General features: G+C 58.8%; 21 protein-coding genes and 1 pseudogene. 21 read left to right on the top strand and 1 reads right to left on the bottom strand.

Going from position 1 to position 25,319, the window contains the following annotated elements; translation table 11 throughout:
* Positions 1-50 precede the first annotated feature (50 nt).
* The 21 genes from ROI90_RS08220 to ROI90_RS08120 all read left to right on the top strand — a co-directional run bounded on the left by ROI90_RS08220 (position 51) and on the right by ROI90_RS08120 (position 25,122).
* On the top strand, positions 51-782 hold the full coding sequence (locus ROI90_RS08220) for a glycosyltransferase family 2 protein (protein WP_315997857.1): 732 nt from the start codon (positions 51-53) through the stop codon (positions 780-782).
* A gap of 43 nt (positions 783-825) precedes the next feature.
* Positions 826-2,163, top strand: a complete 1,338-nt coding sequence (locus tag ROI90_RS08215; RefSeq protein WP_315997856.1) for a UDP-glucose dehydrogenase family protein — start codon at positions 826-828, stop codon at positions 2,161-2,163.
* Between the two features lie 81 nt (positions 2,164-2,244).
* Positions 2,245-3,231 carry a UDP-glucuronic acid decarboxylase family protein gene (locus tag ROI90_RS08210; RefSeq protein WP_315997855.1) on the top strand — a complete coding sequence of 329 codons (987 nt, stop codon included), beginning with the start codon at positions 2,245-2,247 and terminating at the stop codon, positions 3,229-3,231.
* Between the two features lie 25 nt (positions 3,232-3,256).
* The gene (locus ROI90_RS08205; protein ID WP_315997854.1) at positions 3,257-3,664 is read left to right on the top strand and encodes a sugar 3,4-ketoisomerase; all 408 of its coding nucleotides are present in this window, start codon (positions 3,257-3,259) and stop codon (positions 3,662-3,664) included.
* Complete coding sequence (locus tag ROI90_RS08200; RefSeq protein WP_315997853.1) at positions 3,649-4,596, top strand: GNAT family protein; 948 nt, start codon at positions 3,649-3,651, stop codon at positions 4,594-4,596. The genes ROI90_RS08205 and ROI90_RS08200 overlap by 16 nt, the downstream gene beginning before the upstream one ends.
* A gap of 386 nt (positions 4,597-4,982) precedes the next feature.
* A complete protein-coding gene (locus ROI90_RS08195) occupies positions 4,983-6,527 on the top strand; it encodes a glycosyltransferase family 39 protein (protein WP_315997852.1) in 1,545 nt (514 codons plus the stop codon).
* Positions 6,528-6,580: 53 nt separating this feature from the next.
* Positions 6,581-7,687 (top strand): DegT/DnrJ/EryC1/StrS family aminotransferase, encoded by a 1,107-nt coding sequence (locus ROI90_RS08190; protein WP_315997851.1) that lies wholly within the window; start codon positions 6,581-6,583, stop codon positions 7,685-7,687.
* Positions 7,688-7,709: 22 nt separating this feature from the next.
* The gene (locus tag ROI90_RS08185) at positions 7,710-8,651 is read left to right on the top strand and encodes a glycosyltransferase family 2 protein (protein ID WP_315997850.1); all 942 of its coding nucleotides are present in this window, start codon (positions 7,710-7,712) and stop codon (positions 8,649-8,651) included.
* Between the two features lie 174 nt (positions 8,652-8,825).
* Positions 8,826-10,595: an ABC transporter ATP-binding protein gene (locus ROI90_RS08180; RefSeq protein ID WP_315997849.1), complete on the top strand. Its 1,770-nt coding sequence runs from the start codon at positions 8,826-8,828 to the stop codon at positions 10,593-10,595.
* A gap of 110 nt (positions 10,596-10,705) precedes the next feature.
* Positions 10,706-12,454, top strand: coding sequence for a hypothetical protein (locus tag ROI90_RS08175; RefSeq protein WP_315997848.1), 1,749 nt, complete (start codon positions 10,706-10,708; stop codon positions 12,452-12,454).
* A gap of 531 nt (positions 12,455-12,985) precedes the next feature.
* Positions 12,986-14,761 carry an ABC transporter ATP-binding protein gene (locus ROI90_RS08170; RefSeq protein ID WP_315997847.1) on the top strand — a complete coding sequence of 592 codons (1,776 nt, stop codon included), beginning with the start codon at positions 12,986-12,988 and terminating at the stop codon, positions 14,759-14,761.
* 43 nt (positions 14,762-14,804) lie between these two features.
* Positions 14,805-15,929 (top strand): DegT/DnrJ/EryC1/StrS family aminotransferase, encoded by a 1,125-nt coding sequence (locus tag ROI90_RS08165; protein WP_315997846.1) that lies wholly within the window; start codon positions 14,805-14,807, stop codon positions 15,927-15,929.
* A gap of 43 nt (positions 15,930-15,972) precedes the next feature.
* Positions 15,973-16,644, top strand: coding sequence for a NeuD/PglB/VioB family sugar acetyltransferase (locus ROI90_RS08160; RefSeq protein WP_315997845.1), 672 nt, complete (start codon positions 15,973-15,975; stop codon positions 16,642-16,644).
* Positions 16,645-16,662: 18 nt separating this feature from the next.
* Positions 16,663-17,601 carry a glycosyltransferase gene (locus ROI90_RS08155; protein ID WP_315997844.1) on the top strand — a complete coding sequence of 313 codons (939 nt, stop codon included), beginning with the start codon at positions 16,663-16,665 and terminating at the stop codon, positions 17,599-17,601.
* 32 nt (positions 17,602-17,633) lie between these two features.
* A complete protein-coding gene (locus ROI90_RS08150) occupies positions 17,634-18,686 on the top strand; it encodes a glycosyltransferase (protein WP_315997843.1) in 1,053 nt (350 codons plus the stop codon).
* 49 nt (positions 18,687-18,735) lie between these two features.
* Entirely contained in the window at positions 18,736-19,764 is a 1,029-nt protein-coding gene (locus ROI90_RS08145) for a glycosyltransferase (RefSeq protein WP_315997842.1), read from the top strand.
* A gap of 36 nt (positions 19,765-19,800) precedes the next feature.
* A complete protein-coding gene (locus tag ROI90_RS08140) occupies positions 19,801-20,727 on the top strand; it encodes a glycosyltransferase family 8 protein (protein ID WP_315997841.1) in 927 nt (308 codons plus the stop codon).
* Between the two features lie 172 nt (positions 20,728-20,899).
* A complete protein-coding gene (locus ROI90_RS08135; protein WP_315998065.1) occupies positions 20,900-21,481 on the top strand; it encodes a DUF1919 domain-containing protein in 582 nt (193 codons plus the stop codon).
* Positions 21,482-21,589: 108 nt separating this feature from the next.
* On the top strand, positions 21,590-22,621 hold the full coding sequence (locus tag ROI90_RS08130) for a glycosyltransferase family 2 protein (RefSeq protein WP_315997840.1): 1,032 nt from the start codon (positions 21,590-21,592) through the stop codon (positions 22,619-22,621).
* Positions 22,622-22,639: 18 nt separating this feature from the next.
* Positions 22,640-23,899, top strand: coding sequence for a glycosyltransferase (locus ROI90_RS08125; RefSeq protein WP_315997839.1), 1,260 nt, complete (start codon positions 22,640-22,642; stop codon positions 23,897-23,899).
* Positions 23,899-25,122 carry a glycosyltransferase family protein gene (locus ROI90_RS08120; RefSeq protein WP_315997838.1) on the top strand — a complete coding sequence of 408 codons (1,224 nt, stop codon included), beginning with the start codon at positions 23,899-23,901 and terminating at the stop codon, positions 25,120-25,122. The genes ROI90_RS08125 and ROI90_RS08120 overlap by 1 nt, the downstream gene beginning before the upstream one ends.
* A gap of 86 nt (positions 25,123-25,208) precedes the next feature.
* Here ROI90_RS08120 and ROI90_RS08115 read toward each other — a convergent pair.
* Positions 25,209-25,319 (bottom strand): annotated as a pseudogene (locus ROI90_RS08115) (IS5/IS1182 family transposase); the annotation flags it as partial.

Raw genomic sequence — 25,319 nt, 5'->3', positions numbered from 1 at the left:
CAACCTTACGTATTATTCCCGCAGTCTTCTCTCCTTATTAGCTTTTCTTCATGTCAGCATCGGTTACCCCACGTAAGCTTTCTATCATCATTCCGGCTTACAACGAAGGCGCAACCATCCACCTGATTTTGGACCAGGTGAAGGCAGTGGAGTTGATTGGAGGCTTCACCAAAGAAGTCATCATTGTAAATGACTGTTCCCGGGATAATACAGAGGAAGCCATTCAGCGCTACATGGCGTCCAATCCGGAGCTGAACATTCAATACCGTAAGCACGCAGTCAACCAGGGAAAGGGTGCCGCCCTGCATACCGGCATCCGCGAGGCTACCGGCGACTACGTAATTATCCAGGACGCTGATCTGGAATATGACCCCGAGGAGTACAACGTGTTGCTACGTCCCATCGTACGGGGCGTGGCCGATGTCGTGTACGGCTCCCGCTTCCTGGGTGGCAAGCCCCATCGGATTCTGTTCTTCTGGCACAGCATTGGCAACCAGTGGCTTACAATGTTGTGCAACGCCTTCGCCAACCTCAACCTCACCGACATGGAAACCTGCTACAAGCTGTTTCGACGGGATATTGTGCAGGGGTTGCAACTGGAAGAAAAGCGTTTTGGTTTCGAGCCGGAAGTAACACTCAAAGCAGCTCGTTTTCCGAACGTACGCATTTACGAAGTAGGCATTAGCTACTATGGCCGTACCTACGCCGAGGGCAAGAAAATTGGTTGGCGCGACGGGTTCCGCGCCATCTACTGCATCATCAAATACGGCCTGCTCAACTAAAGCCTGTGCCTGACAAATTCGACAATTACCAATTGAACAACATATGAAAATTGCTGTAGTAGGTACGGGCTACGTAGGCCTAGTAACCGGCACTTGTTTTGCCGAAGTGGGTATTGACGTTACCTGCATTGATATCGACCAGCGTAAAATCGACAACCTGCACAAGGGTATCCTGCCGATTTATGAGCCGGGCCTGGAGGAAATGGTAACGCGCAACGTGGCCGCTGGTCGTCTGCATTTTTCTACCAAGCTGGCTGAAGCCATCAAAGGCTGCGACGTAGCCTTTATTGCCGTGGGTACTCCTCCCGGCGAAGATGGCTCCGCCGACCTGAAATACGTGCTGGGTGTGGCCCGCGAGATTGGTGAGAACATGACCAGCTACGGTGTCATTGTAACCAAAAGCACGGTGCCCGTGGGCACGGCGGCCAAGGTGCGCAAGGAAATTGCCGATGCGCTGGCCCGCCGCAACGAAACCATCGAGTTCGATGTAGCCTCCAACCCCGAGTTCCTTAAAGAAGGTGCCGCCATCGACGACTTCCTGAAACCCGACCGCATTGTGGTAGGCGTATCCTCGGAGCGCGCTGAGGAGGTAATGAGCCGCCTGTACAAGCCCTTCCTGCTGAATGGCCACCCCATTATCTTCATGGATATTCCATCGGCGGAAATGACGAAATACGCGGCCAACTCTATGCTGGCCACCAAGATTTCGTTCATGAACGACATTGCCAACCTCTGCGAAATCATGGGAGCCGACGTGAACATGGTGCGCAAAGGCATCGGCTCCGACGCCCGCATTGGTACCAAGTTCATCTACCCCGGCATCGGCTACGGCGGCTCCTGCTTCCCCAAGGATGTAAAGGCCCTCATCAAAACCGCCGAGGAAAACGGCTACCAGATGCAGGTGCTTCAGGCCGTGGAAAGCGTGAACGAGGCCCAGAAAGAGGTGCTCTACAACAAAGTGCGCAAGCACTTCGGCGGGGAGTTGAGCGGGAAGAAAATTGCCGTGTGGGGCCTGTCGTTCAAGCCCAAAACCGATGATATGCGCGAAGCTCCTTCTCTGGTTATCATTGAGAAGCTGCTGGCTGAAGGCTGCACCGTAAGCGCCTACGACCCGGTAGCTATGGAAGAAGCCAAACACTCGCTGGGCGATACTATCACCTATGCCAAAGACCAGATGGAGGCCCTGATTGACGCGGACGCCTTGCTGATTGTGACGGAGTGGCCCGAGTTCAGGGTGCCGAACTTTGAGGTGATGAGCCGGCTGCTCAAGCAGAAGGTTATCTTCGATGGCCGCAACATCTATGATGCGGCGGAGTTGCAGGCGGCCGGTTACGCCTACCACTGCATCGGGGTGAAAACGGCTCACCACGAGCCGGCCTAAGCGCTAAGCGGCCAGGTTTACTTCCCTTTCGACAACAAAAAGCTTGCAGCCTGAGGCTAATGGCTTGTAGCTAACAATACGATGTCTGACAAAAAACGAGTTCTGATTACGGGCGGTGCGGGCTTCCTCGGCTCCCACCTCTGCGACAGGTTCCTGAAGGAAGGCTACCATGTCATTGCCATGGATAACCTGATTACCGGCGACCTGAAAAACATTGAGCACCTGTTCGGCAACGAAAGCTTTGAGTTTCACCACGCCGACGTGTCGAAGTTCGTGTTCGTGCCCGGCAAGCTGGACTACATCCTGCACTTCGCCTCGCCCGCCTCGCCCATCGACTACCTGAAGATTCCGATTCAGACGCTGAAGGTAGGCTCATTGGGTACGCACAACCTGCTGGGCCTGGCCCGCGTGAAAGGCGCCCGCATGCTGATTGCCAGCACCTCGGAAGTATACGGCGACCCGGAGATTCACCCCCAGGTGGAGGAGTACTTCGGCAACGTGAACCCCGTAGGACCCCGTGGCTGCTACGATGAGGCCAAGCGGTTCCAGGAAGCCATTACCATGGCCTACCACACCCACCACGGCCTGGAAACGCGCATCGTGCGCATCTTCAACACCTACGGCCCGCGCATGCGCCTCAACGACGGCCGCGTGTTGCCCGCTTTCCTCTCGCAGGCTCTGCGCGGCGAAAACCTGACCGTGTTCGGCGACGGCTCGCAGACGCGCTCCTTCTGCTACGTAGACGACCTGGTGGAAGGCATCTATCGCCTGCTACTGAGCGACTACGCCCTGCCCGTGAACATCGGCAACCCCGACGAAATCACCATTAAGGAGTTCGGCGAAGAAATTGCCAAGCTGATGAACGTGGAGTTCAAGCCCACCTACCAGGAACTGCCCCAAAACGACCCGATGAAGCGCAAGCCCGACATCACCAAGGCCAAGGAAATCCTGGGCTGGGAGCCGAAGGTAGACCGCGCCGAGGGTCTGCGCCGCACCCTGGAATACTTTAAGGAGCACGTGCAAACCACCTCCTCGGGCCAGGTAGACAATACTCCCCGTAGCTTCTAATCCGTTTACCTCGTTGCCCACGCGTATGCAAAAGCCGCATTTGATTGAGTTTCCGAAGCTGGGCGCCTCCGACATCGGCTATATTTCCGTCGGGGAAGCCAACGGCCTGATCCCATTCACCGTCGAGCGTACTTTCTGGACGTACTTCACGCCCGAGAGCATCGTGCGGGGCCGGCACGCGCACCACGCCACCGAGCAGGTGCTCGTGGCTATGGCCGGGCGCATCATCGTGACCACCGAAATGCCCGACGGCGAAGTGCAAACCTTCGTGCTGGAGTCGCCGCACGTGGGCGTGTACGTGCCCCCGAATGCCTGGCATACCATGCAGTACTCGCACACCGCCGTGCAGTTGGTATTTGCCTCTACGCGCTACAACGAGCAGGATTATATCCGGCAATACGAAACGTTCCGGCAAGTATGGGGAGCCAAGTAAACGCTGAACTGGTAGCCGCCCGGGCCGAGAAGCTGTTTTTCTACTCGCCCTATAACTTTCTGCGCCAGCTCGACGCGGACACCCAACAGCGGTTGTTTGGCCCGGGTGTGGCCCAGCACTACGCCGCTGACCCGGCGCACCACGTGTTCGAGTTTGCCGAAGGCGAAACTACCGTTCAGTTTCTGTACACCTTCCTGGCCTGGGATACCGACTTTTTCCGGGCCCCGGTGTACAAGCTCTTCACCATTTTATTTGCCTCTACTACCTCCGCTGCTACTCTAGCTGCTGCCGGCACCGCTTTCCGGCAGCAGCTACAGCAGCAAGGAGTTGCTTACTGTTTCGCCGAGCTGCCCGTCGAAGATACCCGCGTGGCCCAGGCCCTGGGCGACGCTGGCTGGCGTTTGGTTGAAACTCGCCTTACCTTTTTTCACGACGCGGTACAGCGCTTCGACCACCCCCGCTACCCGGTGCGGTCGGCCAGCAAAGAAGAAGCCGCGGCCATTGGCCAGATTTCCGCCCAGGCCCGCAACGAGTACGACCGGTTTCATGCCGACCAATGGTTTGGCGACGAGTTGGGCGACCAATTCTTGGCCAAATATGCCTCCGCCTCCGTGGAAGGCTACTGCGACGACGTGCTTGTGCCCAACGAGGCCGGCCTGCCCGTCGATTCATTTCTGGCCATCAGCGACCTGCATCAGCACGCGGCCAGCCTGAATTCGGGCTTCTCGCGGGTGGTTCTTACAGCCGTAGGGCCCGCCAACCGCGGCTGGCATCTGAGACTAGTGGCCGAAACCGTACACCGGGCCCGGCAAAACGGCGCCTCCTACGTACTAATGACCACCCAAGCCACCAACCGCGCCGTATTCCGGACCTGCGAAAAGCTTGGGTTTAAGCTCGGTGGCTCCAGCCACGTGTTGGCCTGGTCCGCCTAATTCCCCGCTTATACTTTCATTTTACCCGCCAATTCAATACGGATATTTCCGTATTGAATTGGCGGCAAGTACTGCTGCGCCTATATTTCGCCGGGCCGGGGTGTGTATAAAATAAATATACCTGAAATAATTTTCTGTATTTAAAGGGCAGAGGAACAGCATATCCAAATGTTAAGCTGATCAGCCGTGGCCTTTTTCTGCGGAAGGTTACTGCTACGTTTGCCCTAGCTTCAGCAAGCTGAATACCTCTTTTCTTAGCGAATTCCGATGCTGAGGGCAATATGCTGCCAGGTTTACCTCGTTGAGAAACAGCCAGAAACCATCCGGCGGAGTTGCAGTTCAGCTTCTGAGCTGCCGATAGTGACATAACTTTTTACTTTAAGAATATGCCATCCAGTACCAACACGCACGATCGGGTAGGCCTTGAAAAGTTTGGGTTCCGAGCCAGCCTACGACGCACGTGGCCCCGCGTATGGCCCATACTGCTGCTCGGGGCAGTACTGCGGCTGCTCTTTCTGCTGGTGGGGGCCAAGGTGTATTACGCGGGCCGGCAGATTGATATTCACACCACCGGCGACACGTTTTCCTACGTGCTCAGCTTCCAAAACCTGCTCGAGTACGGCCGCTACACGTTCGACCCGCGTGAGCCCGATGCCTCGGTGGGCCGCTTGCCGGGCTACCCATTTTTTTACGGTATCCATTACCTGCTTTTTGGGGCAGAGCGGGCCGTAGCTGCCGTAGCCGTCACGCAGGTACTCCTCGACACGCTGGGTATCTGGCTCCTCTATGTCATTACGGCCCGGCTGGCACCGCCTAGGTCGTGGGCCCCCACGCTGGGCGCCCTGCTGCTGGCAGCCTACCCCTTCAGCATCGTCTGGACTACCATTGTAGGCACCGAGTCGCTGGGGCTGTTTCTGGTGCTGCTGTGGTGGGCGGTGCTGCTGCTGGGCCGGCGGCGCCCCCGCACGTGGCTGCTGCTGGGCTGCCTGCTGGCGGTCATCGTGTATGTGCGCGAGTTTCTGGGCGTATGCTTGGTTGTAACGGTGGCCTACTTATTTTTGAGCCAGGAGCGGGGCCAGCGGCGGTTGCCGGTGGCTCTGGTTCTGGCGGGCTTCCTTTCTCTGTATATTTGGTGGCCCATCCGCAACTACGTTACGCTGGGCCGCTTGATTCCTCTCAAACCAGCCGCAGCGGGCTACGCCAACCTGCGCGAGGATACCCAGGCCGCACTTGCCTGGGTGCTGACCTGGACCAACGATGTAACCATGGGCATAGATGAAATCCTGTTTGCCCCCAAGCCTGCCTTCCCGGCGCACGTTATCAGCACAGCCGCCGAAAAGCAGCTGCTCGATTCCCTTATCGTGCTGAGCCGCAGCTGTGCCTCCAGCTTTCACGTTCGGGCCCAGGCCAAGCTCAGTGCTTCCGCTACTCCCCCCGCCGATCCCCAAGCCGAATTGCTGCGGCATACCAACTGCAACGCGCTGGTGAGCAAAGGTTTCAGCCGGTTGCGGGCCAGTTATATAGCCCGCCATCCGGTGCGGGCCCGGCTGGAAGTGCCGTTGCACAACTTTCAGAAAATTCTGTTCAAGAGCCAGTTCAAAACCGGTGCCGGCGCGGCCCTGACTACCGGGCAGCGCGTGGCGGCCCTGCTCTTCACGTGGCGCTCCATCGTGTTGCTCGTGGGCCTGGTAGGGGCGTGGCGCTTCCGCCGCGTGCCCGGGCTCTGGCCGGCTCTGCTCTTTGCAGCCCTTATCTTTGGCTACATGGCCGCCATTTTTCGCTCCATGGAAATGCGCTACCTCTTGCAAGCCGATGTGGTGATGCTCGTGCCGGCCGCGCTGCTGCTGGGCAACTTGCTGCCCCGGCGCCGCGAAAAAACCGTACAGGTGGTAGCTACGCGCCAGGAGCTGCCGCTGCCCGCGAATAGCTAACCTAAAAAACGTTCTTCCAAACCGGCTTGCCCGGTATCCTTTATCTTCGCCGTATGAAAGTCCCTTTTCTCTCCTTCACTCCGCAAAATCAGGCGGTCCGCGCCCAGGTGCTGGATGCCATGACTCAGGTATTTGATTCGCAATGGTACGTGCTGGGAGAGGCTGTAAAACAGTTTGAAGCCGAATACGCCCGCTTTTCAACTACCACCGAGTGCGTGGGCGTGGCTAACGGCCTCGATGCCCTGCACCTGGCCCTCAAGGCCCTGGACGTGAAAGAAGGCGACGAGGTCATCGTACCATCCAACACCTACATTGCTACCTGGCTGGCTATTTCCTTCGTGGGCGCCACGCCCGTGCCCGTAGAGCCCAACCCCGCTACCTACAACCTGGACCCCGCGCGGCTGGAAGCGGCCATTACGCCCCGTACCCGGGCTATTATGCCGGTGCACCTCTATGGTCAGGCCTGCGAGATGGGGGCCATTATGGACATTGCCAAGCGGCACAACCTCTACGTAATCGAGGACAATGCCCAGTCGCAGGGTGCTACCTACGAGGGCGGCATTACCGGCAGCTTCGGCCACGTGAATGCCACCAGCTTTTACCCCGGCAAAAACCTGGGCGCCCTCGGCGACGCCGGCGCCGTGACCACCAACGACGCCGAGCTGGCCAAAAAGGTCCGGACCCTGCGCAACTATGGCTCCCAGCAGAAATACTACAACGAGGTAATCGGCCACAATTCCCGCCTCGACGAGCTGCAGGCCGCCGTGCTCAGCGCCAAACTCCCGCTGCTAATGGAGTGGACGGGCCAGCGCCAGGAAGTAGCCGCGCTCTACAACGAGCAGCTCGCCGGCATTGCCGACCTGCACTTGCCCGCCGTGGCCCCCGGTGCTACCCACGTCTACCACCTCTACGTGGTGCGCACCAGCCGCCGCGACGCGCTACAGCAGTATCTCACGGCCCAGGACATCGGCACGCTCATTCACTACCCTATTCCGCCCCACCTGCAGGACGCCTACCGCTTCATGAACTTCCAGGCCGGCGACTTCCCCATTGCCGAAGAACTGGCCACTACCTGCCTGAGCCTGCCCATGTGGCCCGGCATGACGGCCACGGAGGTGGAAGTAGTAGCTGGCGCCATCCGTACGTTCTTCCAGTCTTAATTTCTGCCCTGATTCCTTTGCAATGCCCAAGTTATCGATCATCATACCCTGCTATTACAACGAAGCCAATATTCCGGTCACCAGCCGGGAGCTGATTGCCAACGAGGCGCTGTTCCCCTCCGAAGTGACCTTCGAGTATGTGCTCGTCGATGATGGCTCGGGGGATGGCACGCTGCAGGCGTTGCTGGCTTTTCGGAACGCCTACCCCGAGAAAGTGCGGATAGTGGAGCTGGCCGGCAACGTGGGCTCCTACAACGCCATTGTAGCCGGCATTGAGCAAGCCACCGGCGACTGTATGGCTATCATCACGGCCGACATGCAGGACCCGCCGGAGCTGATGGTGCAGATGTACGACTACTGGAAGAAAGGCCTCAAGCTCATCATCGGCAACCGGCAGGACCGCGAGGAAACTGGGCTGCAGCAGATGTTTGCCAAAACCTTTCACGCCCTGATGAAGAAGATTGCCCTGCCCAATATCCCGGATGGCGGCTTCGACTTCGTGTTTTTCGACCGGCAGGTAGGGGAGCACATCTTGGAAATGAAGGAGCGCAATAGCAACCTGTTCTACCTGATGGTGTGGCTGGGCTACCCCTATGTGAACATTCCGTACGTGCGTCGGAAACGGGAAATCGGCAAGTCGCGCTGGACGATTCAGAAGAAGATCAAACTGTTCATCGACTCGATTCTGGCCTTTTCCTTTTTCCCCATCCGGGCCATATCGGTGCTGGGGGTGGGTATGGGCATTGTGGCACTGCTCTACGGGCTCTACATTCTGGGCGTGAAGGTGTTTGGGGGGATTGAGGTAGAGGGCTGGACCACGCTGATGCTGGTGCTGCTCTTTGTATCGGCCTTCCAGATGATTGCGCTGGGCATTATCGGCGAGTATGTATGGCGCGGCCTGGACGCGGCCCGTAGCCGCCCGCTGTACGTAGTAAAAAATTTATATGCAGCCGCCCGGCAGTAGCTGCGTAAAACCTATTGGTTCTATCTGCCACCTCATTAGTCTTCGGCTGCACGCGTTGCAAAACATGACGGAGGTAAAATACGTACTCTCCCCGCTTAACTGAGACCGAAGCTGAGTAGCCTTGGACCCGAGCCGCTAGTGCAGCCCTCAGTTTCCCGCGTGACCCCCGCCGCCATGAACACCGGAATTATCCGATACTCCCTTAATAGCATCCGCTATTACCTGACCACGCCCCAAAAACGCAAAGCCATATGGATGTTTGTGTTGCTGCTGCTGGCCTCCTTTCTCGATGTTGTCGGCTTGGCGTCTCTGGTACCGGTCATGATGGTAGCTGCCGAGCCCGGCGGCGTGCAGAAAAGCAAATACTTCTCACCCATCTACAACGGGCTGCATTTTGAGTCGGAACAAACCTTCCTGCTGGCCCTGATCATCGGCGTGTTTTTGTTTTTTCTCTTCAAAAACCTGTTCTCGACCTGGGTCAACTACCTCCAGACTCGTTTCACGGCCGACGTGGGCCTGAGCATCATCCAGAACCAGCTCAGCAAATACCTGAACTTTCCCTTCTGGTATTTCAACGATTTGGGCTCTTCCCAGCTTATCAACAGCACGCTGCAAGTGCCCAGTACCTACGTCAACATGGTGCTGCGGCCGCTCTTTATCTTCTTCTCGGAGGTGGCGGTGGTGCTGGTGATTGTAGTTAGTATTCTGATTTACAAGCCGTTGCTTCTGGGCATTCTGGCCGTGGTGCTGGTGCCCACTACCTTGCTCACGTACGGCGCCCTGCGGGCCCGGGCCCAAACCATCGGCAACCGCATCAACGAGCTGCGGCCCGTGTCGTTCAGCATCATCGGCGACTTGTTTACCGGTTTTGCTGAGCTGAAGCTGGCCAACAAGCAGCAGCGGTTTAAAGACCGCCTGCTCGGCAACCAGGAAGAAATTCAGAAGCTGGACGCCGAGGTGTACCTCTATACCCTGCTGCCGCTGAAGGTGATTGAGATGGTGGCCATTCTGGGCGTACTCACCATCTTTCTCTACGCCATCTACATTCCCGGCTCTTCCACCAACCTGATTACCTTGGTGGGGCTTTTCGCCGCCGCCGCCTACCGCCTCATGCCCTCCGTAAACCGGATGCTGATGGCTATGGTGCAGCTCAAACAGTGTCAGTACACGATTGAAGACCTCGAATCGTACCGTGACCCAAAGTACCGGGCGGCACAGTCGGAACAGCAGGTGGGGCTGAGCTTCCAGAACAATATTGTGCTGGACAATTTGATTTTCAGCTTCCCCGGGGCCACCAGCCCGGCCCTGCAAGGCGTGTCGCTGGCCATCGAGAAGGGGCAGAAAGTGGGCTTTATCGGCAGCTCGGGCTCGGGCAAAACCACGCTGATGAACCTGTTGCTGCGCTTCTACACCGAGCAGCAGGGCCACATCCTGGTAGACGGGCAGGTGCTGGGTCCCGAGCACGTAGAAGCTTGGCACCGGATTATCGGTTACGTCAAGCAGGACACCTTCCTGATGGAGGCCTCCATCCGCGACAACATCACCCTCGGCGACACGACCATTGACGAGGAGCGCCTGAGCTACGCCATCGAGCAGGCCTCGCTACGCTCCTTCGTCAATAGCCTGCCCGAGGGAGTGCATACTATGATTGGGGAGCGGGGCTCCAAACTCTCGGGTGGGCAGCGCCAACGCATCGGCATTGCCCGGGCCCTGTACAAGCGCACCGAAATCCTGATTCTGGACGAGGCCACCAGCGCCCTGGACAACGAAACCGAGCGGGAAGTAAACGAGGCCATTGCCCGCCTCTCGCACACCGACATGACCATTCTTATCATTGCCCACCGCATCACCACGCTGCGCGACTGTGACCAGATTTATGAGTTGAGCGAGGGCCGGATAATTTCTACCCACCGGTATCAGGATTTGCTCAACCGAGTGCTGTAATTGCAGCTCTTTTCTCTCGTGCCATCTTCCAAGGGCTTCCCCGTATGCATCATGATTCCGCGCCGCGCCTAACCATTTATTCAGTTGTACTAGGCTTAATCGCCGCCTTTTTGATCGGGCTTTTCTTATGGGCCATCAACAAAGGCTACGATTTGACGGATGAAGGATTCTACTTGCTGGGTTACACGTACCCGGAAGAGTACAGTTCGAGCTTTACCAGCTTCAACCTGCTTATCAATAAGGTACTAAGCCCCAACCACACGTCTATCATTGGCTACCGGCTGGCCAGTTTGTTTACGACCATCACGGCGGGGCTGCTGCTGGCCGGTGGCGTCTGGAAGTGGATTCGGGAGAAGTACCACACCAACTCGTTGCCCTACTGGGCCGTCGCCTGCTTGTTCGTGAGCGGCAACTTCCTGCAGTATTCCATTTTTCCCCGCACGATCTTCTATAACAATATCAATTCGTTCTGCATTGCGGTATTCGCCAGCAGCGTATTACTCTACAGCGCCTATCCTAGTGCGGCCAGATTCAAGGGGCGGCACGTGCTGCTCTTTCTGGGCGGCGCCTTCGTCGGGCTTGATTTGTTTGTGAAAGGCAGTTCCAGCGTTATTGCCCTGGGCACCGGGCTGGCGGTAATCGGTTTGTCGGCGGGGCTGGCCAACGTGCGGGAGTGGTACAAGCCCGTTGGCCTGGTGGTGCTGGGCTACCTGGCGGGCATTGCCGTTTTTTTTCTCGGCATTCAGTCGCCGCTGGTGTGGCAGGCCAATTTCGTGCACGAAACCCAGCTGCTGCTCAAAACCAGCTACAACGGCGGCCTGCTGGTGCGCTACCTGAAAGATTCGTATCCGGTGCTGCGCACCTTGGTGTATCCGTTCTTCCTGTTTGTGCTGCTGAGCTTTTTCCTGACCCGGGCCTACCTGCGCAACAAGCTGCGGCTGTCCCCGGTAGTGCAGCTGGGTATTGGCCTGCTCATCCTGGCCTTCATGGTCTACGAAGCCCTGCGTACCGACTTGTACCGCAATACCCACCTCAACCACAACCGCTCCATCGTGTGGTTTCTGGCCCTTATGCTGGTGGTGCTGGCCATGTTCAGTGCCGCGTATCTGGAGCAGCCGCACAAGAAGGTGAAATGGCGCAAGCTAATCATTGCCGGCTGGCTGCTGATGCTACCTTTCGTGGGGGCAGTAGGCACTTATAACAATTTGTTTATCAACATCATGCTGGATATAAACTACTGGCTGGCGTTGCTTTGCATTCTGTACGTGAGCATGCCCGCCATTGCGCACAGCACCGTGGTGCGCGTGGTCGTTTTTCTGGTGCCCGCCCTGGTTATTGCCGAGCAGTACACCTATGGCCTGTTGTACGCGCCCTACCTGCAGGCTGCCAACATGCTCCAGCAAAATGTGCCCGTAACGCTGGGTAGCAGCCACACCCCAGCCACATTGCAGCTCGACGCCAAAACGGCCGCCTTCATGGGCGACCTGAAGCAAACCATGAAGCAGGCCGGCTTCGAGCCCGGCATGCCTGTAGTGGCCATGTACGATATGCCGGGCCTAGTGTATATGCTCGATGGTATTTCGCCGGGCAACCCCTGGATTTTCGGGCAGTTGGATTTGCGCAACTGCGACGCCTTGGCCAAAACCCGAATGGACGTAACCAAGGCCTTCCTGCTCGTGAATGAGAAGCCCGGCCCTGAGCTGCTCACCTGCATGGCCAGCCACGGCATGCGTTTCCCGGAAGGCTACCGCGAGGTAAAAAAGCTGCTGAGCCCCTACAATCCCAACCAGTACAACTGGCGCAACTACCAGGATACGCTCACGGTATACGCGCCGGTTGCGGACTCCGCGGCTCAGTAGCGCCTGGCTGGTAATTCTAACTCAGAACTCTTTCACACGCTGACCCAGTCTGGGAATAGCAGGCTGGGCCAGCGTGTATATGGCGTAGTGGGGCAGGAGGGAGGACGGAAAGTAGTAGACTTCCTTGTTTCGTTATACTGTACCCGGCTTAATATAAGCCTGAACCACCCACACAGCAGCCACCTGCTTCAGCCGGGCAGGGAGCGAAAGTATTGCTTTGGCACGCGTCCCGGGCCCATAATTGCCAGAGCTTCTGCTGTTGGGCTGTTTGCACTGCGGCTAGTGGGGTTCTGGCAACGGAGGGAGGAGTAGAATCAGATTCAAATGCTTGACTATCAATTTCGTAGTAGATTGACAATTGTGGTATGTAGCTGATTTAAACGGGGTTATTCTCTTGCCAGGAGAGCGTGTAGGGGTGGTATCTGGCACAAAACCCGTAACTTTGCCCCCAACCTGAGATTTGGGAACTGTTGATTCTATAGGATGCTCATTGCATCCTTCTTGTCAGTTTCCCGGGTCGAAATGTAATCTATGGACACCGGAATCATCAGCTATTCACTTAATAGCATACGCTATTATCTGACTTCATCCCAGAAGTACAAGGCAATTTGGATGTTCGGGCTGGTTCTGGTGTCGTCCTTTCTGGATGTATTCGGCTTGGCGGCCCTGGTGCCCGTCATGATGGTGGCGGCCGAACCCGGCGGAGTACAAAAAAGCAAGTATTTCTCCCTGCTTTACAACAGCCTGAATTTTCAGTCGGAACGGTCGTTCCTGCTGTTTCTGATGGTCGGGATTTTGCTGTTCTTCCTGTTCAAGAACGTCTTCACGACCTGGGTCAACTACCTCCAAACCCGCTTCACTGCCGACATCGGCCTGAAAATCATTGACAGCCAGCTAAGCAAGTATCTGGACTTGTCGTTCTGGAAGTTCAACGACACGGGTTCTTCAGCCCTGATGAACGCGGCCCTGCAAGTGCCTGGCGTATATGTGAGCGGTGTGCTGCGGCCACTGTTTATCTTCTTCTCGGAAGTAGCCGTCATCGTCGTTATCGTCATCAGCATCATTGTGTACAAGCCACTGCTGCTGGCTATTCTGGCCGTCGTGCTGGTGCCTACTACCTGGCTGATGTACCGCGCCTTGCGCACCCGCACCCAGAATATCGGGCACCGTATCAACGAGCTGCGGCCCGTGGCGTTCAGCGTCCTCAACGACTTATTTGTGGGCTACGTGGAGCTGAAGCTAGCCAATAAGCAGCAGGAATTTAAGCGCAAGCTGCTGGCCAACCAGGGTGAGCTGCAAAAGCTCGATGCTGAAGGCTACCTCTACAGCCTGCTGCCCATCAAGATGATTGAGATGGTAGCCATTTTGGGCGTGCTGACCATCTTCCTGTACGCGCTGTTCTTCTCCAACGCCTCTACTGATCTTATTGCGCTGGTGGGCCTGTTTGCCGCCGCCGCCTACCGCCTGATGCCGTCGGTGAACCGGCTGCTGCAGTCCCTGTTCCAGATCAAGCAGGCGCAGTACACCATCGAAATCATCAGCGGCGACCGGAACGCGGATTTCTACTCACCTGTCGACCCAATCCAAGTGCCTTTCACCTTCGAGAAGTCCCTGTCCTTCGACCACATCACGTACTCTTTCCCCGGCGCGGCCAAGCAAACCCTGAAAGACATCAGCCTGACCATTAAAAAGGGGGAGAAAATCGGGTTTATCGGCAGTTCGGGCTCGGGCAAAACCACGCTGATGAACGTACTGCTGCGTTTCTACGTGGAGCAGAGCGGCAATATTCTGGTAGACGGCAAGCCGCTCACGCCCCAGAATCTGGTGGCCTGGTACAAGGTAATCGGCTACGTGAAGCAGGACACCTTCCTGATGGAAACATCGATTCAGGACAACATCACCCTCGGCGACGCCACTGTGGACCAGGAGCGCCTGAGCTACGCCATTGAGCAGGCCTCGCTGACGAGCTTCATTGCCGGTTTGCCCGAGGGCGTGCATACTATGATTGGCGAGCGGGGCTCCAAGCTTTCCGGTGGGCAGCGCCAGCGTATCGGCATTGCCCGGGCCCTCTACAAGCGCACTGAGGTGCTGGTGCTCGACGAGGCCACCAGCGCCCTCGACAACGAAACTGAGCGGGAGGTGAACGAGGCTATCAACAAACTCTCGCACACTGACATGACCATTCTTATCATTGCCCACCGCATCACCACTCTGCGCGACTGTGACCAGATCTATGAGTTGAGCGAGGGGGAAGTCGTGGCTGTGCACCAGTACGAAAACCTGGTACGCCAGATTGTGCAGCTCTAACGCGCCTGGGCGCTTTCACCACAACACTTGTTTTTCAGTTGATATGGGTATCAATGTAACCAAATCGTATCTGCCTCCCATGGAGGAGTATGTGGGCTACCTAGCGGGCATCTGGGAAAGAGCCCACCTCACCAACGCCGGCCCGCTGGTGGTGGAGCTGGAGAAAAGCCTGAAAGAGTATCTGGGCGTTAAGCACCTGTTCTTCGTCAACAACGGGACCATTGCCCTGCAGATAGCCTTGAAAGCCCTAGACCTGAAAGGCGAGATTCTGACCACGCCTTTCTCCTACGTGGCCACCACCTCCAGCATCGTGTGGGAAGGCAGCGTACCGGTGTTCGTCGATATTGACCCCCAGACGCTCTGCATTGACCCCAACCTGCTGGAAGCGGCCATTACGCCCCAGACGGTGGCTATTATGGCAACCCACGTGTATGGCAACCCCTGCAACGTAGAAGCCATTGCGGAAGTGGCCCAGCGCCACGGCCTGCGCGTGATATACGACGCGGCCCACGCCTTCGGCGTTACCTACAAGGACAACTCGGTGCTGAACTACGGCGACATCTCGACCCTGAGCTTCCACGCCACCAAGCTGTTTCATACCGTGGAAGGCGGCGCCATCGTGACCGACAACGACGAGCTAGCCCACAAGATCAGCTACATGCGCAACTTCGGCCACAACGGCCCAGAGGCGTTCTGGGGCGTGGGCGTAAATGGCAAAAGCTCGGAGTTTCATGCCGCTATGGGCCTGTGCGTGCTGCCCCGCGTAGACGAGCTGATTCGGCGGCGGCGGGAATTGAGCGAGCGGTACGATGCGCTGCTGGCCGGTACCGGCGTGCGGCGGCCGCAGTTGCAGGAGCACACCACCCGCTACAACTACTCGTACTATCCCACGGTAATGCCCTCGGAGCAGGCCCTGCTGGCCGTGCGCGACGCCTTAAACGCGGCCGACATCATTCCCCGGCGCTATTTCTACCCTTCCCTGAACACGCTCGAGTACACGGGCCAGCAGTCGGCCCCGGTATCGGAAGATATTTCGACGCGGGCCCTGTGCCTGCCGCTGTACTACGAGCTGCTGGATGAGGAGGTAGATACCATCTGCCGCGTAATCAAGTCGGTAATGGAGGCGCAGCCCGCCGTCGCTTCGGCCCAGCAGCTGAGCCTCGGCTAAGCCGCCTTTCGAACCACTTCCTCCCTATTTCCTCCGTAAGCTCATGCTGGTTGTCGGTGCCCGTGGCCACGCCATAGAAGTTCTGGAATGCCTGCCGCCGGCCGCCACCACAGCCGGGCTGTGCTTCTTCGACGACGTGACGCCCAACCTAGAGTCGCACCTGTTTGGCCGGTTTCCTATTCTGCGCCACGTAGACCAGGCCACCGAGCTGTTCCGGCGCGACCCGGCGTTTGTGCTGGGGCTGGGTGGCAGCTACCTGCGCCAGAAGCTGGCCGACAAATTCCGCGGGCTGGGCGGGCAGCTTACCTCCGTGGTAGCCGCCACGGCCCAGGTGGGGCGATTCGAGGTAGAGCTGGAGGCCGGGCTGAACGTGATGCACAACACCCTCGTCTCGAACGCCACCCGGCTGGGCGAAGGCACCCTGGTAAACGCCGGCGCGGCCATTCACCACAACGTGGTGGTGGGGCGCTACTGCGAGGTGTCGCCGGGGGCGCGGGTGCTGGGCGGCTGCCGCCTGGCCGACTACGTTCTGGTGGGTGCCAATGCCACTATCTTGCCGCGGCTCACCATTGGTGAAGGCGCCCGGATTGGGGCCGGCGCCGTGGTTATTCAGGATGTGCCGGCCGGGGCCACCGTGGTGGGCGTACCCGGCCGGATTGTGCGCCGGGCTGCCGCTGCTGGGCAGCCCGGGCCGCCTCCGCTCACTTTTGTTTAGTTCTTTAATTTTTTGCCTATGCCCACAGTAAGCGTCTGCTGCATTACCTACAACCACGAGCGGTTTCTGGCCCAGGCCATCGAATCGGTGCTGATGCAGGAAACCAGCTTTGCTGTCGAGCTGGTGATTGGCGAAGACTGCTCCACGGACGCTACCCGGCAGATTGCCCTAGACTTTCAGCGCCGCTACCCCGACCGGATACGGCTGCTGCTGCCTGAGACGAACCTGGGCGTGATGGGCAACTTTCTCGGGACGCTGGAGGCCTGCACCGGTACCTACATTGCCCTGCTAGAAGGTGACGACTACTGGACCAGCCCCCACAAGCTGCAGCGCCAGGTAGATATTTTGGAAAGCCACCCGGATTGCAACACCTGCATTCACGATGCCGAGGAGTTTATGGACGACAATTCCATTCCGCCCCGGCTGTTCAGCCAGAAGTTTCCCCACATTTTGCCCACCACTGAGCATGAGTTTACCCAGGGCGACATTGCCCGCCACGGCTGGTTTATTCCCACGGCCTCCATGCTGTTTCGGCGCTCGGCACTGTTCCCGATTCCGGCTTGGGTGAAGGAAGCCTTCAGCGGCGACTATTCGCTGCACCTACTGCTCACGCGCACCGGCAAAGTGTACTACCTGCCCGAGGTAATGTCGCGCTACCGGCTGCACCCGGGCGGCATTATGTCGGCCACCCAGAACAGCCGCATCATTGCCCGCAACCAGAAACAGATTTTCGAAACGGCCCACTACAAGCAAATGGTGGATGCCCAGCACCACGGGCGGTTCAACGAGTTTCTGGAGGGCCTGCACTTCGACCAGAGCAAGCGGCTCCGGGAAGAAGGGCAGCGGTGGTCCAGCTACTACAACTACTACAAGGCCATTTCAGTAGTAGGCAGAGCCCGCACCATCGGCCACCTCAAGCAAATCGTTTATCAGTGGTATAAAAAGCTTACCGCATAGGTGGCAGCCCCTGACATCAGAACTTCTCGTACATGGAAATTGCTCAGCCCGAACGCGGTATAACGGTACTGATTTGTACCTACAACAGTGCGGCGCGCATCAAAGAAACCCTGCAAGTCTTGGCCCGGCAGAAAACAGACCCCGCCAAGTTCGCGGTAGAGGTACTGCTGGTCGATAATGCCTCCACCGACGCCACTTCCCAGGTGGCGGCCGATGCCTTTGCGGCCCTGAACTTTCCCTTTCCCTACCGGCTGCTCTACGAGGGCAAAAGCGGCAAGAGCAACGCCCTGGAGCAAGGCTTTGCCACGGCCCGCTACGAGTACGTGTGCATCGTGGACGACGACAACTGGCTGGAAGACAATTACCTGTACTTGGCCTGGGACATCATGGAGCACGACCCGAAGATTGGCGCCCTGGGTGGCATTGGCCGGCCCGAGTGCGAAATAACCCCGCCCCGGTGGTTCCCCGAGTTTGCCGTTATCTACGCCGCCGACAAGCAGGCCACCCACCAGGGCGACATCACCCGGCAGCCCAGCTACGTGTATGGCGCGGGCTGCGTGGTGCGCAAGGCCGCCTGGGAGAAAATCTACAAGGCAGGCTTTAAGTCCATGCTCACCGGCCGCCACGGCGACAAGCTGACCTCCGGCGAAGACAATGAAATGTGCTACGCCTTCGTGCTGGCCGGCTACAAGATCTGGTACGATGAGCGCCTGCGCTTCCAGCACTTCATTCCGGCCAAGCGCCTGACCTGGAACTACGTGGAGCGCATCTTCGCCGGCAACGCCGAGTCGGAGGCGGCGCTGCGGCCCTACCTGGACTACATTCAGGCCATGCATACCCACGGCACGGCCGCCAAGCCGCTGGTGTGGCTGCGCAACGCCAAGTACTCGTTGCAGTATACCGGGCAGTTTCTGGCGCAGGCCATCAAGCAAAAGGAATTTTTTCGCGAAGGCGAGCCGGCCGCAATCCGGGTCAGCTTCTACTGGCAGCAGTTTCGGGAGCTGGTGAAAAAGGAGCTGCGCGGCGACCAAAGCTACGCCCAGGTGCAGGCCTTCATCAACCGCTTGCGGGCCCTGGACAACTAAAATATGTGGTGCCCCCGGCCCCCACGCTCTGTACTCTAACTGTTGAAAAGTGAACGGAATAACTGCCCTGATTTGTACCCACAACGGCGCTAATCGTCTGACGGAAGCCCTGCGGCACATTGCGGCCCAGCAAACGGGCCCGAATATCCCTTGGGAGGTGCTCATCATCAGCAATGCCTCCTCCGACAACACGGTGGAAGTAGCCCTCTCCCTGCGCGAGCAGCTCAACATCCAGGTGCCGTTTCGGGTGCTGGAAGAGCCCGTGGCCGGCAAGGAAAATGCCCTGATCCGGGGTTTCAACGAGGCTGCCTACGAGTACATTGTCATCATCGACGACGACAACTGGCTGGCCCCGAACTATTTCTCCCTGGTGTACGAAATTATGAGCGCCCACCCCCAGATCGGGGTGCTGGGTGCCCACGCCGACGGCATGTTTGAGGTGCCTGCGCCGGCCTGGTTCGAAACTTTCCAGGCCGTGTATGCCGTGGGCCCCCAGAACGGCGGCAAGAGCGGCCCGCTGCCCGACCACGAAGGCTACCTGTATGGGGCCGGCTCGGTGGTGCGCAAATCGGCGTGGCTGAAGCTGCTGGCCCACGGCTTCCGCTTCACGACGTCCACCAAGCGCGGCAAAATCATTGTGAGCGGCGAAGACGTGGAGCTGGGCGACGCCATGCAGCTAGCCGGCTACAAGCTCTGGTACGACGACCGGCTGCGCTTCAAGCACTTTATGTTCAAGGAACGCCTCACGTGGAACTACCTGCTGCGCATTGGCCAGGGCACGGCTTCGTCCCAGCTCACGAGCATCGTGTACTACTTCATTTTCCGGCACCCCAACCTGACGGAAAAAGACTTCCGCTTCCTCTACAACAAGCGCCTGCTGTGGCTGGGCGCCCAAATGGCCAAGCAACCCGTTAATTTGCTAAACGCTATATTTCGGCGCGAAAAGGAAGGGCTGATTGACAATTTTGAGACGTTGCGCCTGTTTTACAACTTCCAGACTTCGGTGAAGCAGCGGGAAGAGGCCGTGAGAGTATTCCGGCAGATTAGTGAGCTGAGCAAGCAATTTGCCAGCCGCTAGGTCGGGAGAGTACTACTCTACACATAATTGAAGCACATGAGTAAGTCGGGGTCTAGTATACATATTGCCATAGCGTTTGATGAGAACTATCTGACGCCGGTGTATACCCTACTTACGTCCATTGTTGAGAATAACAAGCAGGAAGCCATTGTCATTCATGCCATTGTGACCGGCCTCACGGCCGAGCAGCGCCAGGAATTGCAGCAGTACGCCGTGGCTCGCGGCAGCAACGTGCATTACTACGACATTGAGGAAAGTTTTGCCCGCGACTTTGTGCTGCCGCCCACGCTCTGGTGGACGGCCTCCATTTATTACCGGCTGATGTTTCCGCTGGTGTTGCCGGCCGAGGTGCAAAAGTTCATCTACCTCGATACCGATATCATCGTGCTGGGCAAGCTGCGCACCCTGTTTGCCACCGATATGAAGGGCCTGCCCGTGGCCGCCGTGCGCGACTTCGTGGACATGCGCCCCGAGCTGAATATTCACGAGCCCGATAGTTATTTCAACTCCGGCGTGCTGCTCATCGACCGCGCCGAATGGGTGCGGCGCGACGTGACCAACAAGGTAATCGACTTTATTCGCAACAACGCCGAGAAGCTGGTATACCCCGATCAGGATGCGCTGAACGCGGTGCTGACCAGCAACTGGCTGAAGCTGGACAGCCGGTTTAACCGCATGTACATGGAAATTCCCAAAGACCAGCCCCGCAAACAGCTACAGGAATTTCTCCAGGATACCGTCATTCTGCACTACACCACCCAGCACAAGCCGTGGTCGATGCTGGGCGAAAACCGCTTGCGCGACCTGTACTTCAAATACCTGGCGCAGGTGCCCAAAAAATACCGCCGCCGCTACGACGACTTCGAGTGGAACCGGCACAAGGTGCGCAAGATGATTGAAATCCGGCTGGGCGAGCTGGCCATCGACTACCCGGCCATGATAACCCGGTGGCTGAAAAAATAATCCGTTAGATTGGGCCGTGCCCAACACGTTTTGTAGCTCTACAACAGAAGGATAGGACAACGTCGATGCTTGCTAACATAACCAACCGGGTGGCCGGCAAACGGCGCTTCGAGGCCAAACGCCGCCAGCTGCGCCTGATCCGCAACCGCGACTTTACCGTTTTCTCGAACGACTGCTGGGGGCCGAGGTCTACAAATACGTGGGTATGCCCTTCAATACGCCCTTTATCGGTCTGTTTCTGATGGGCCCCTGCTACCTGGAGCTGCTGCGCAACCCCCAGCACTACCTGAGCCAGGAGCTCGTGTTTCAGCAAACCTCGCGCTACGATGAGATAAACAGGATTCGGGAGAAAAACCCCTACCCGCTGGCCACGCTGGGCGGCAAAGTGGAGGTTGATTTTCTGCACTACCATTCCGAGCAAGAAGCCCGCGAGAAATGGCAGCGCCGGGTGGCCCGCATCAACTGGAACAACCTGCTCGTCAAGTTCGACGGCAGCAAGGACGGCGCTACGCCCGAGCTGGTGCGCGAGTTTGCCCAGATGCCCTACAAGCGGCTGCTGCTGCTGAAAGAGTCCGTGCCCGGCACCGACCAGGCCGTGCTGGTGCGCCACTACACCACCAACGGCGCTCATATGTTCTACAACTCCCTGGCCGAGTACGACCTCGTAAACTGGCTCAATACCGGCAACCCGGCCTTTACGCCCGCAAACTGGCTGATGGCGAAGCTGCTCGGCAGCGGCGTAGAACGCCAGTAGGGTAGGGGCCGGTAGCGGCGAAGCCACCCGGCGCGGGAAGCCAGGCCGCCGGCTGGCCTGGCTTCCGGCATGGGTGGTTTGGCCGGTAGGTCGTACCTTTGCGCTATTATGCCTACTTCCGCGTCGCCCCTCGTATCCGTGATTATCCCCGTCTTTAACGCCGGGGAGTACTTGCGGCCTGCTATTGACAGTATCCTGCAGCAAACGTTTCAGGACTTCGAGCTGATCATCGTGGACGACTGCTCCCGCGACGAAAGCCTGGCCGTGGCCCGCAGCTACGAGGCCGACCCGCGGGTGAAAGTGCTGGCCAATGCCCAGAACCGGGGCCGCTCCTTTTCCGACAACTACGGCGCCGAGTTTGCCCGCGGCAAGTACATTGCCAAGATGGACGCCGACGACGTGGCCCTGCCGCACCGCCTGCAAACCCAGATCGGTTTTCTGGAGCAGAACCCTTCGGTGGGCCTCACCAGCAGCTTCATGAAGTGCTTCGGCGAGTCGGACATCGTGTACGAGTACCCGGTTTCGGCCGATGCCGTGCGCAGCTATATGCTCTTCAACATGCCGGTGGCCAATCCCACGGCCTTTTTCCGCCGCTCCCTGCTACAGGAGCACGGCCTGCGCTACGACGACACGATTCAGGACACCTTCGGCGAAGACTACGAATTCATTGCCCGCGTAGCGCAGGTGGTGGACATCGTGAACCAGCCCGAGATTCTGCTGCACTACCGCACGCTGCCCCAAATCCTGAAGGCCGACGTGCATGCCCGGCGCAACGCCAAGTCGAACCAGATCCGGGAGCGGCAGCTGCGCGTGTTCGGCATTCCGTTTACGGAGCGCGAACTGCTGGTCCACAACACCATTTCCTACGTCCCCTTCACGCTCGGCGACATTACGCTGGCCGAGGTACACGCCTGGCTCTGGAAAATCAATGCCTTCAACCAGGAGCGGCGCTACGCCGACCCCGCCGCCATGCTGCGGTGCGTGGCCGAGCGGTGGTTCCTGACCTGCTACCTCAACCCCGACAAGCGCACCAACTCCCTGCGCGAGTTTCGGCGGCAGCCGCTGGCCCGGCACTACCAGCCCACGGCCAGGCTACAGGGCAAGTTTCTGCTGAAAAGCTACGTGCTGCGGCATTTTTAAGGCGCTCCATTCCCGTATATGATTCGTTCTGCTGCGCCCGCGCGTAAAAATATTCTGCTGCTTATCCCGCAGCTCACATACGGGGGAGCCGAGCGGGTTTTTCATGACCACGGCCGGGAACTGGCCCGCCACCACCACGTAGTAGAGTGCGTGTTCAGCAGCCAGACCGAGGTGGCTTTCCCGACCCGGAACACCCTGGTGGCCCTGGATGTGCCCGCCGGTGCCGGCCTGGTGGGCAAGCTGCGCAGCTTCGTGCAGCGCATCCGGCGGGTGAAGGAGCTGAAGCGCGAACACCGCATCGACGTCTGCATCAGCCACCTGGAGGGTGCCGACTACCTCAACCTGCTCAGCAAAGGCCCCGAGCAGGTGCTGCTGTGTATTCACAATTCCAAGCGCCACGACCCCAACATTCGCGGGGCCCTGGGCTGGCTGCGCCGCCGCGTGCTGATGCCCTGGCTCTACCGCTCGGCCGACTACGTGGTGCCCGTGAGCCGCGACCTGCGCCAGGAGCTGATTGACATGTTTGGCCTGCCCCCGCAGAAGGTCGTGACGGTCAACAACTTCTTCGACGTGGAAGGCATCCGGCGGCGTAGCCAGGAGCCGCTGAACGCGGCCGCGCAGGCCTTGTTCAGCGAGCATCCGGTGCTGATTACGGCCGGCCGCCTGGCCCGCGAAAAAAACCAGACCGCCCTGCTCCAGGTGCTGCACACGCTGCGCGCCGCCGGCCACGCGGCCCCCAAGCTGGCCCTGCTCGGCGACGGCCCCCTGCGCGCCGACCTGCTCCAGCGCGGCCAGGAGCTGGGCCTACGCTGCTGGCAGGTGTGGAGCGGGGAGCCGCTGACGGCGGCCTACGACGTGTATTTCTTCGGCTTTCAGAGCAACCCCTTCCAGTACATTGCCCGCGCGGCGGTGTCGCTGCTGTCCTCCTCCACGGAGGGCTTCCCGATGGCCCTGTGCGAGGCCATGGCCTGCGGCGTGCCCGTGGTATCCACGGATTGCCCCACCGGCCCACGCGAAATTCTGGCCCCTCAAACCCCGGCCACCCAGTATGCGCAGGCGCCGGAATGGGCCGAGTTCGGGATTCTGCTGCCGTTGCTGGGGGCCGGCGCGGCCCTGGGCCACAGCGCCCCGGTGTGGGCCGATACGCTGAGCCGCCTGCTGGCCGAGCCGGCCCAGCGCACGTACTATGCCGCGCAAGCGTATTCCCGGGTGCAGGATTTTGCCCCGGCCAAGATTATGCAGCAATGGGAAAACCTGCTCACCGAATCAAGCAAGTAATGAAACTACGCCACGTAATTATCTACGTTTACAATAGCTTTAACGACCCGTTGTTTAAAGGTAACCTGCTATTGTTTCTGCAGCACGTGGGCCGGCAGCAGCCCGACCTACGCCTGCATCTTATTACCTACGAGCAAGACGACTACGCCCTGACGAAAGAGCAGGCCACGCAGGTGCACGCTGGTCTGGCGACGTACAATATTGAGTGGCATCCGCTTGAATGGCATTCGGGTCGCTTCAAGCTGCTGAAGAAAGCGTATGATCTGCTCTGCGGCTTTTTCCTGGTGCTTAAGCTCCGACTCGGGGTAGGGGCCCGCAGCATCGGGGCCCTGGGCACGGTGGCCGGCTCGTTTGCCTTCCTGATGGCCAAGGTGCTGGGGCTGCGCTACTACGGCTACCAGTACGAGCCCCACAGCGAGTTTATGCGCGACTGCCACGTGTGGCCCGAAACCAGCTTAGCCTACAAGGGGCTGCACTACATGGAGCGGGTATCGGGCATGAACGCCGACATTCTTTCCACCGGCACGGTGCACATGGTCCAGCGCATGCAGGAGTGGGGCACCGCGGCCAAAGTATACAAGCTGCCCAGCTGCGTCGACGAAACCAAGATCTTCTTCCGGCCCGAAGGCCGCCAGCGGATTCGGGCCCAGTATGGTATCCCGGCCGACAAGCAGGTGGTGCTCTACCTGGGCAAGTTCGGCGGTATTTACTACGACCGGGAAATTGCGGTGCTCTTCCGGGTGTTTTTGCAGCATAACCCCGAGCTGTTCTTCCTCATCGTGTCGCCGGATGCGCCGGCCCACATTGCGGGCCTGATGCAGGCCGAAGGGTTGCCCGAGGCCAGCTACACCATCACGCGCAGCCCCTACGAGCAGGTGCAGGACTACATTTCGGCCGCCGACTTTGGCGTGGTGGCCGTACCCTCGCAGCCTTCCCAGAAATTCAGATCCCCCATTAAAGTCGGCGAGTACCTGTGCTGCGGCCTGCCGTACCTGGTGTGCGCCGGCGTGTCGGAAGACGACCTGGTGGCCGAGAAGTACGGCGTGGGCGTGGTCGTGAACGGCTTCTCGGAGACCGAGGTGCACCGGGTGTACCCGCAGGTAGAGCAGTTGCTGAACCAGGAGAAAACCCAGCTGCGCGAAAAGTGCCGGGCCGCCGGCATTGCCTACCGCGGCCTGAGCCAGTACCTGGCCACCGCCGACGCCATCTTTGCCCAACTGTAAGGCATTTCTCCGGCCGGCCCCGGCTAAAACCACAAGGTTGGGTTTCTCGTTTGCCTGCTACAGTGCATACCAGGTACTAGGAAGTGTTAACAGTCACGCAGCCAGAGTACGGTTGCGGCAAGATGAACAAAGGCCAGAAAATGGGCATCCAACTTGTCATAGCGCGTGGCCACGCGGCGAAACTGCTTGAGGCGGCT

The organism is Hymenobacter endophyticus (assembly GCF_032464715.1).
In the GTDB taxonomy this organism is placed as follows: Bacteria; Bacteroidota; Bacteroidia; order Cytophagales; family Hymenobacteraceae; genus Hymenobacter; species Hymenobacter endophyticus.
Note: the sequence above shows the minus strand (reverse complement) of the source record. Positions and strands in the feature narration are given on the sequence as shown.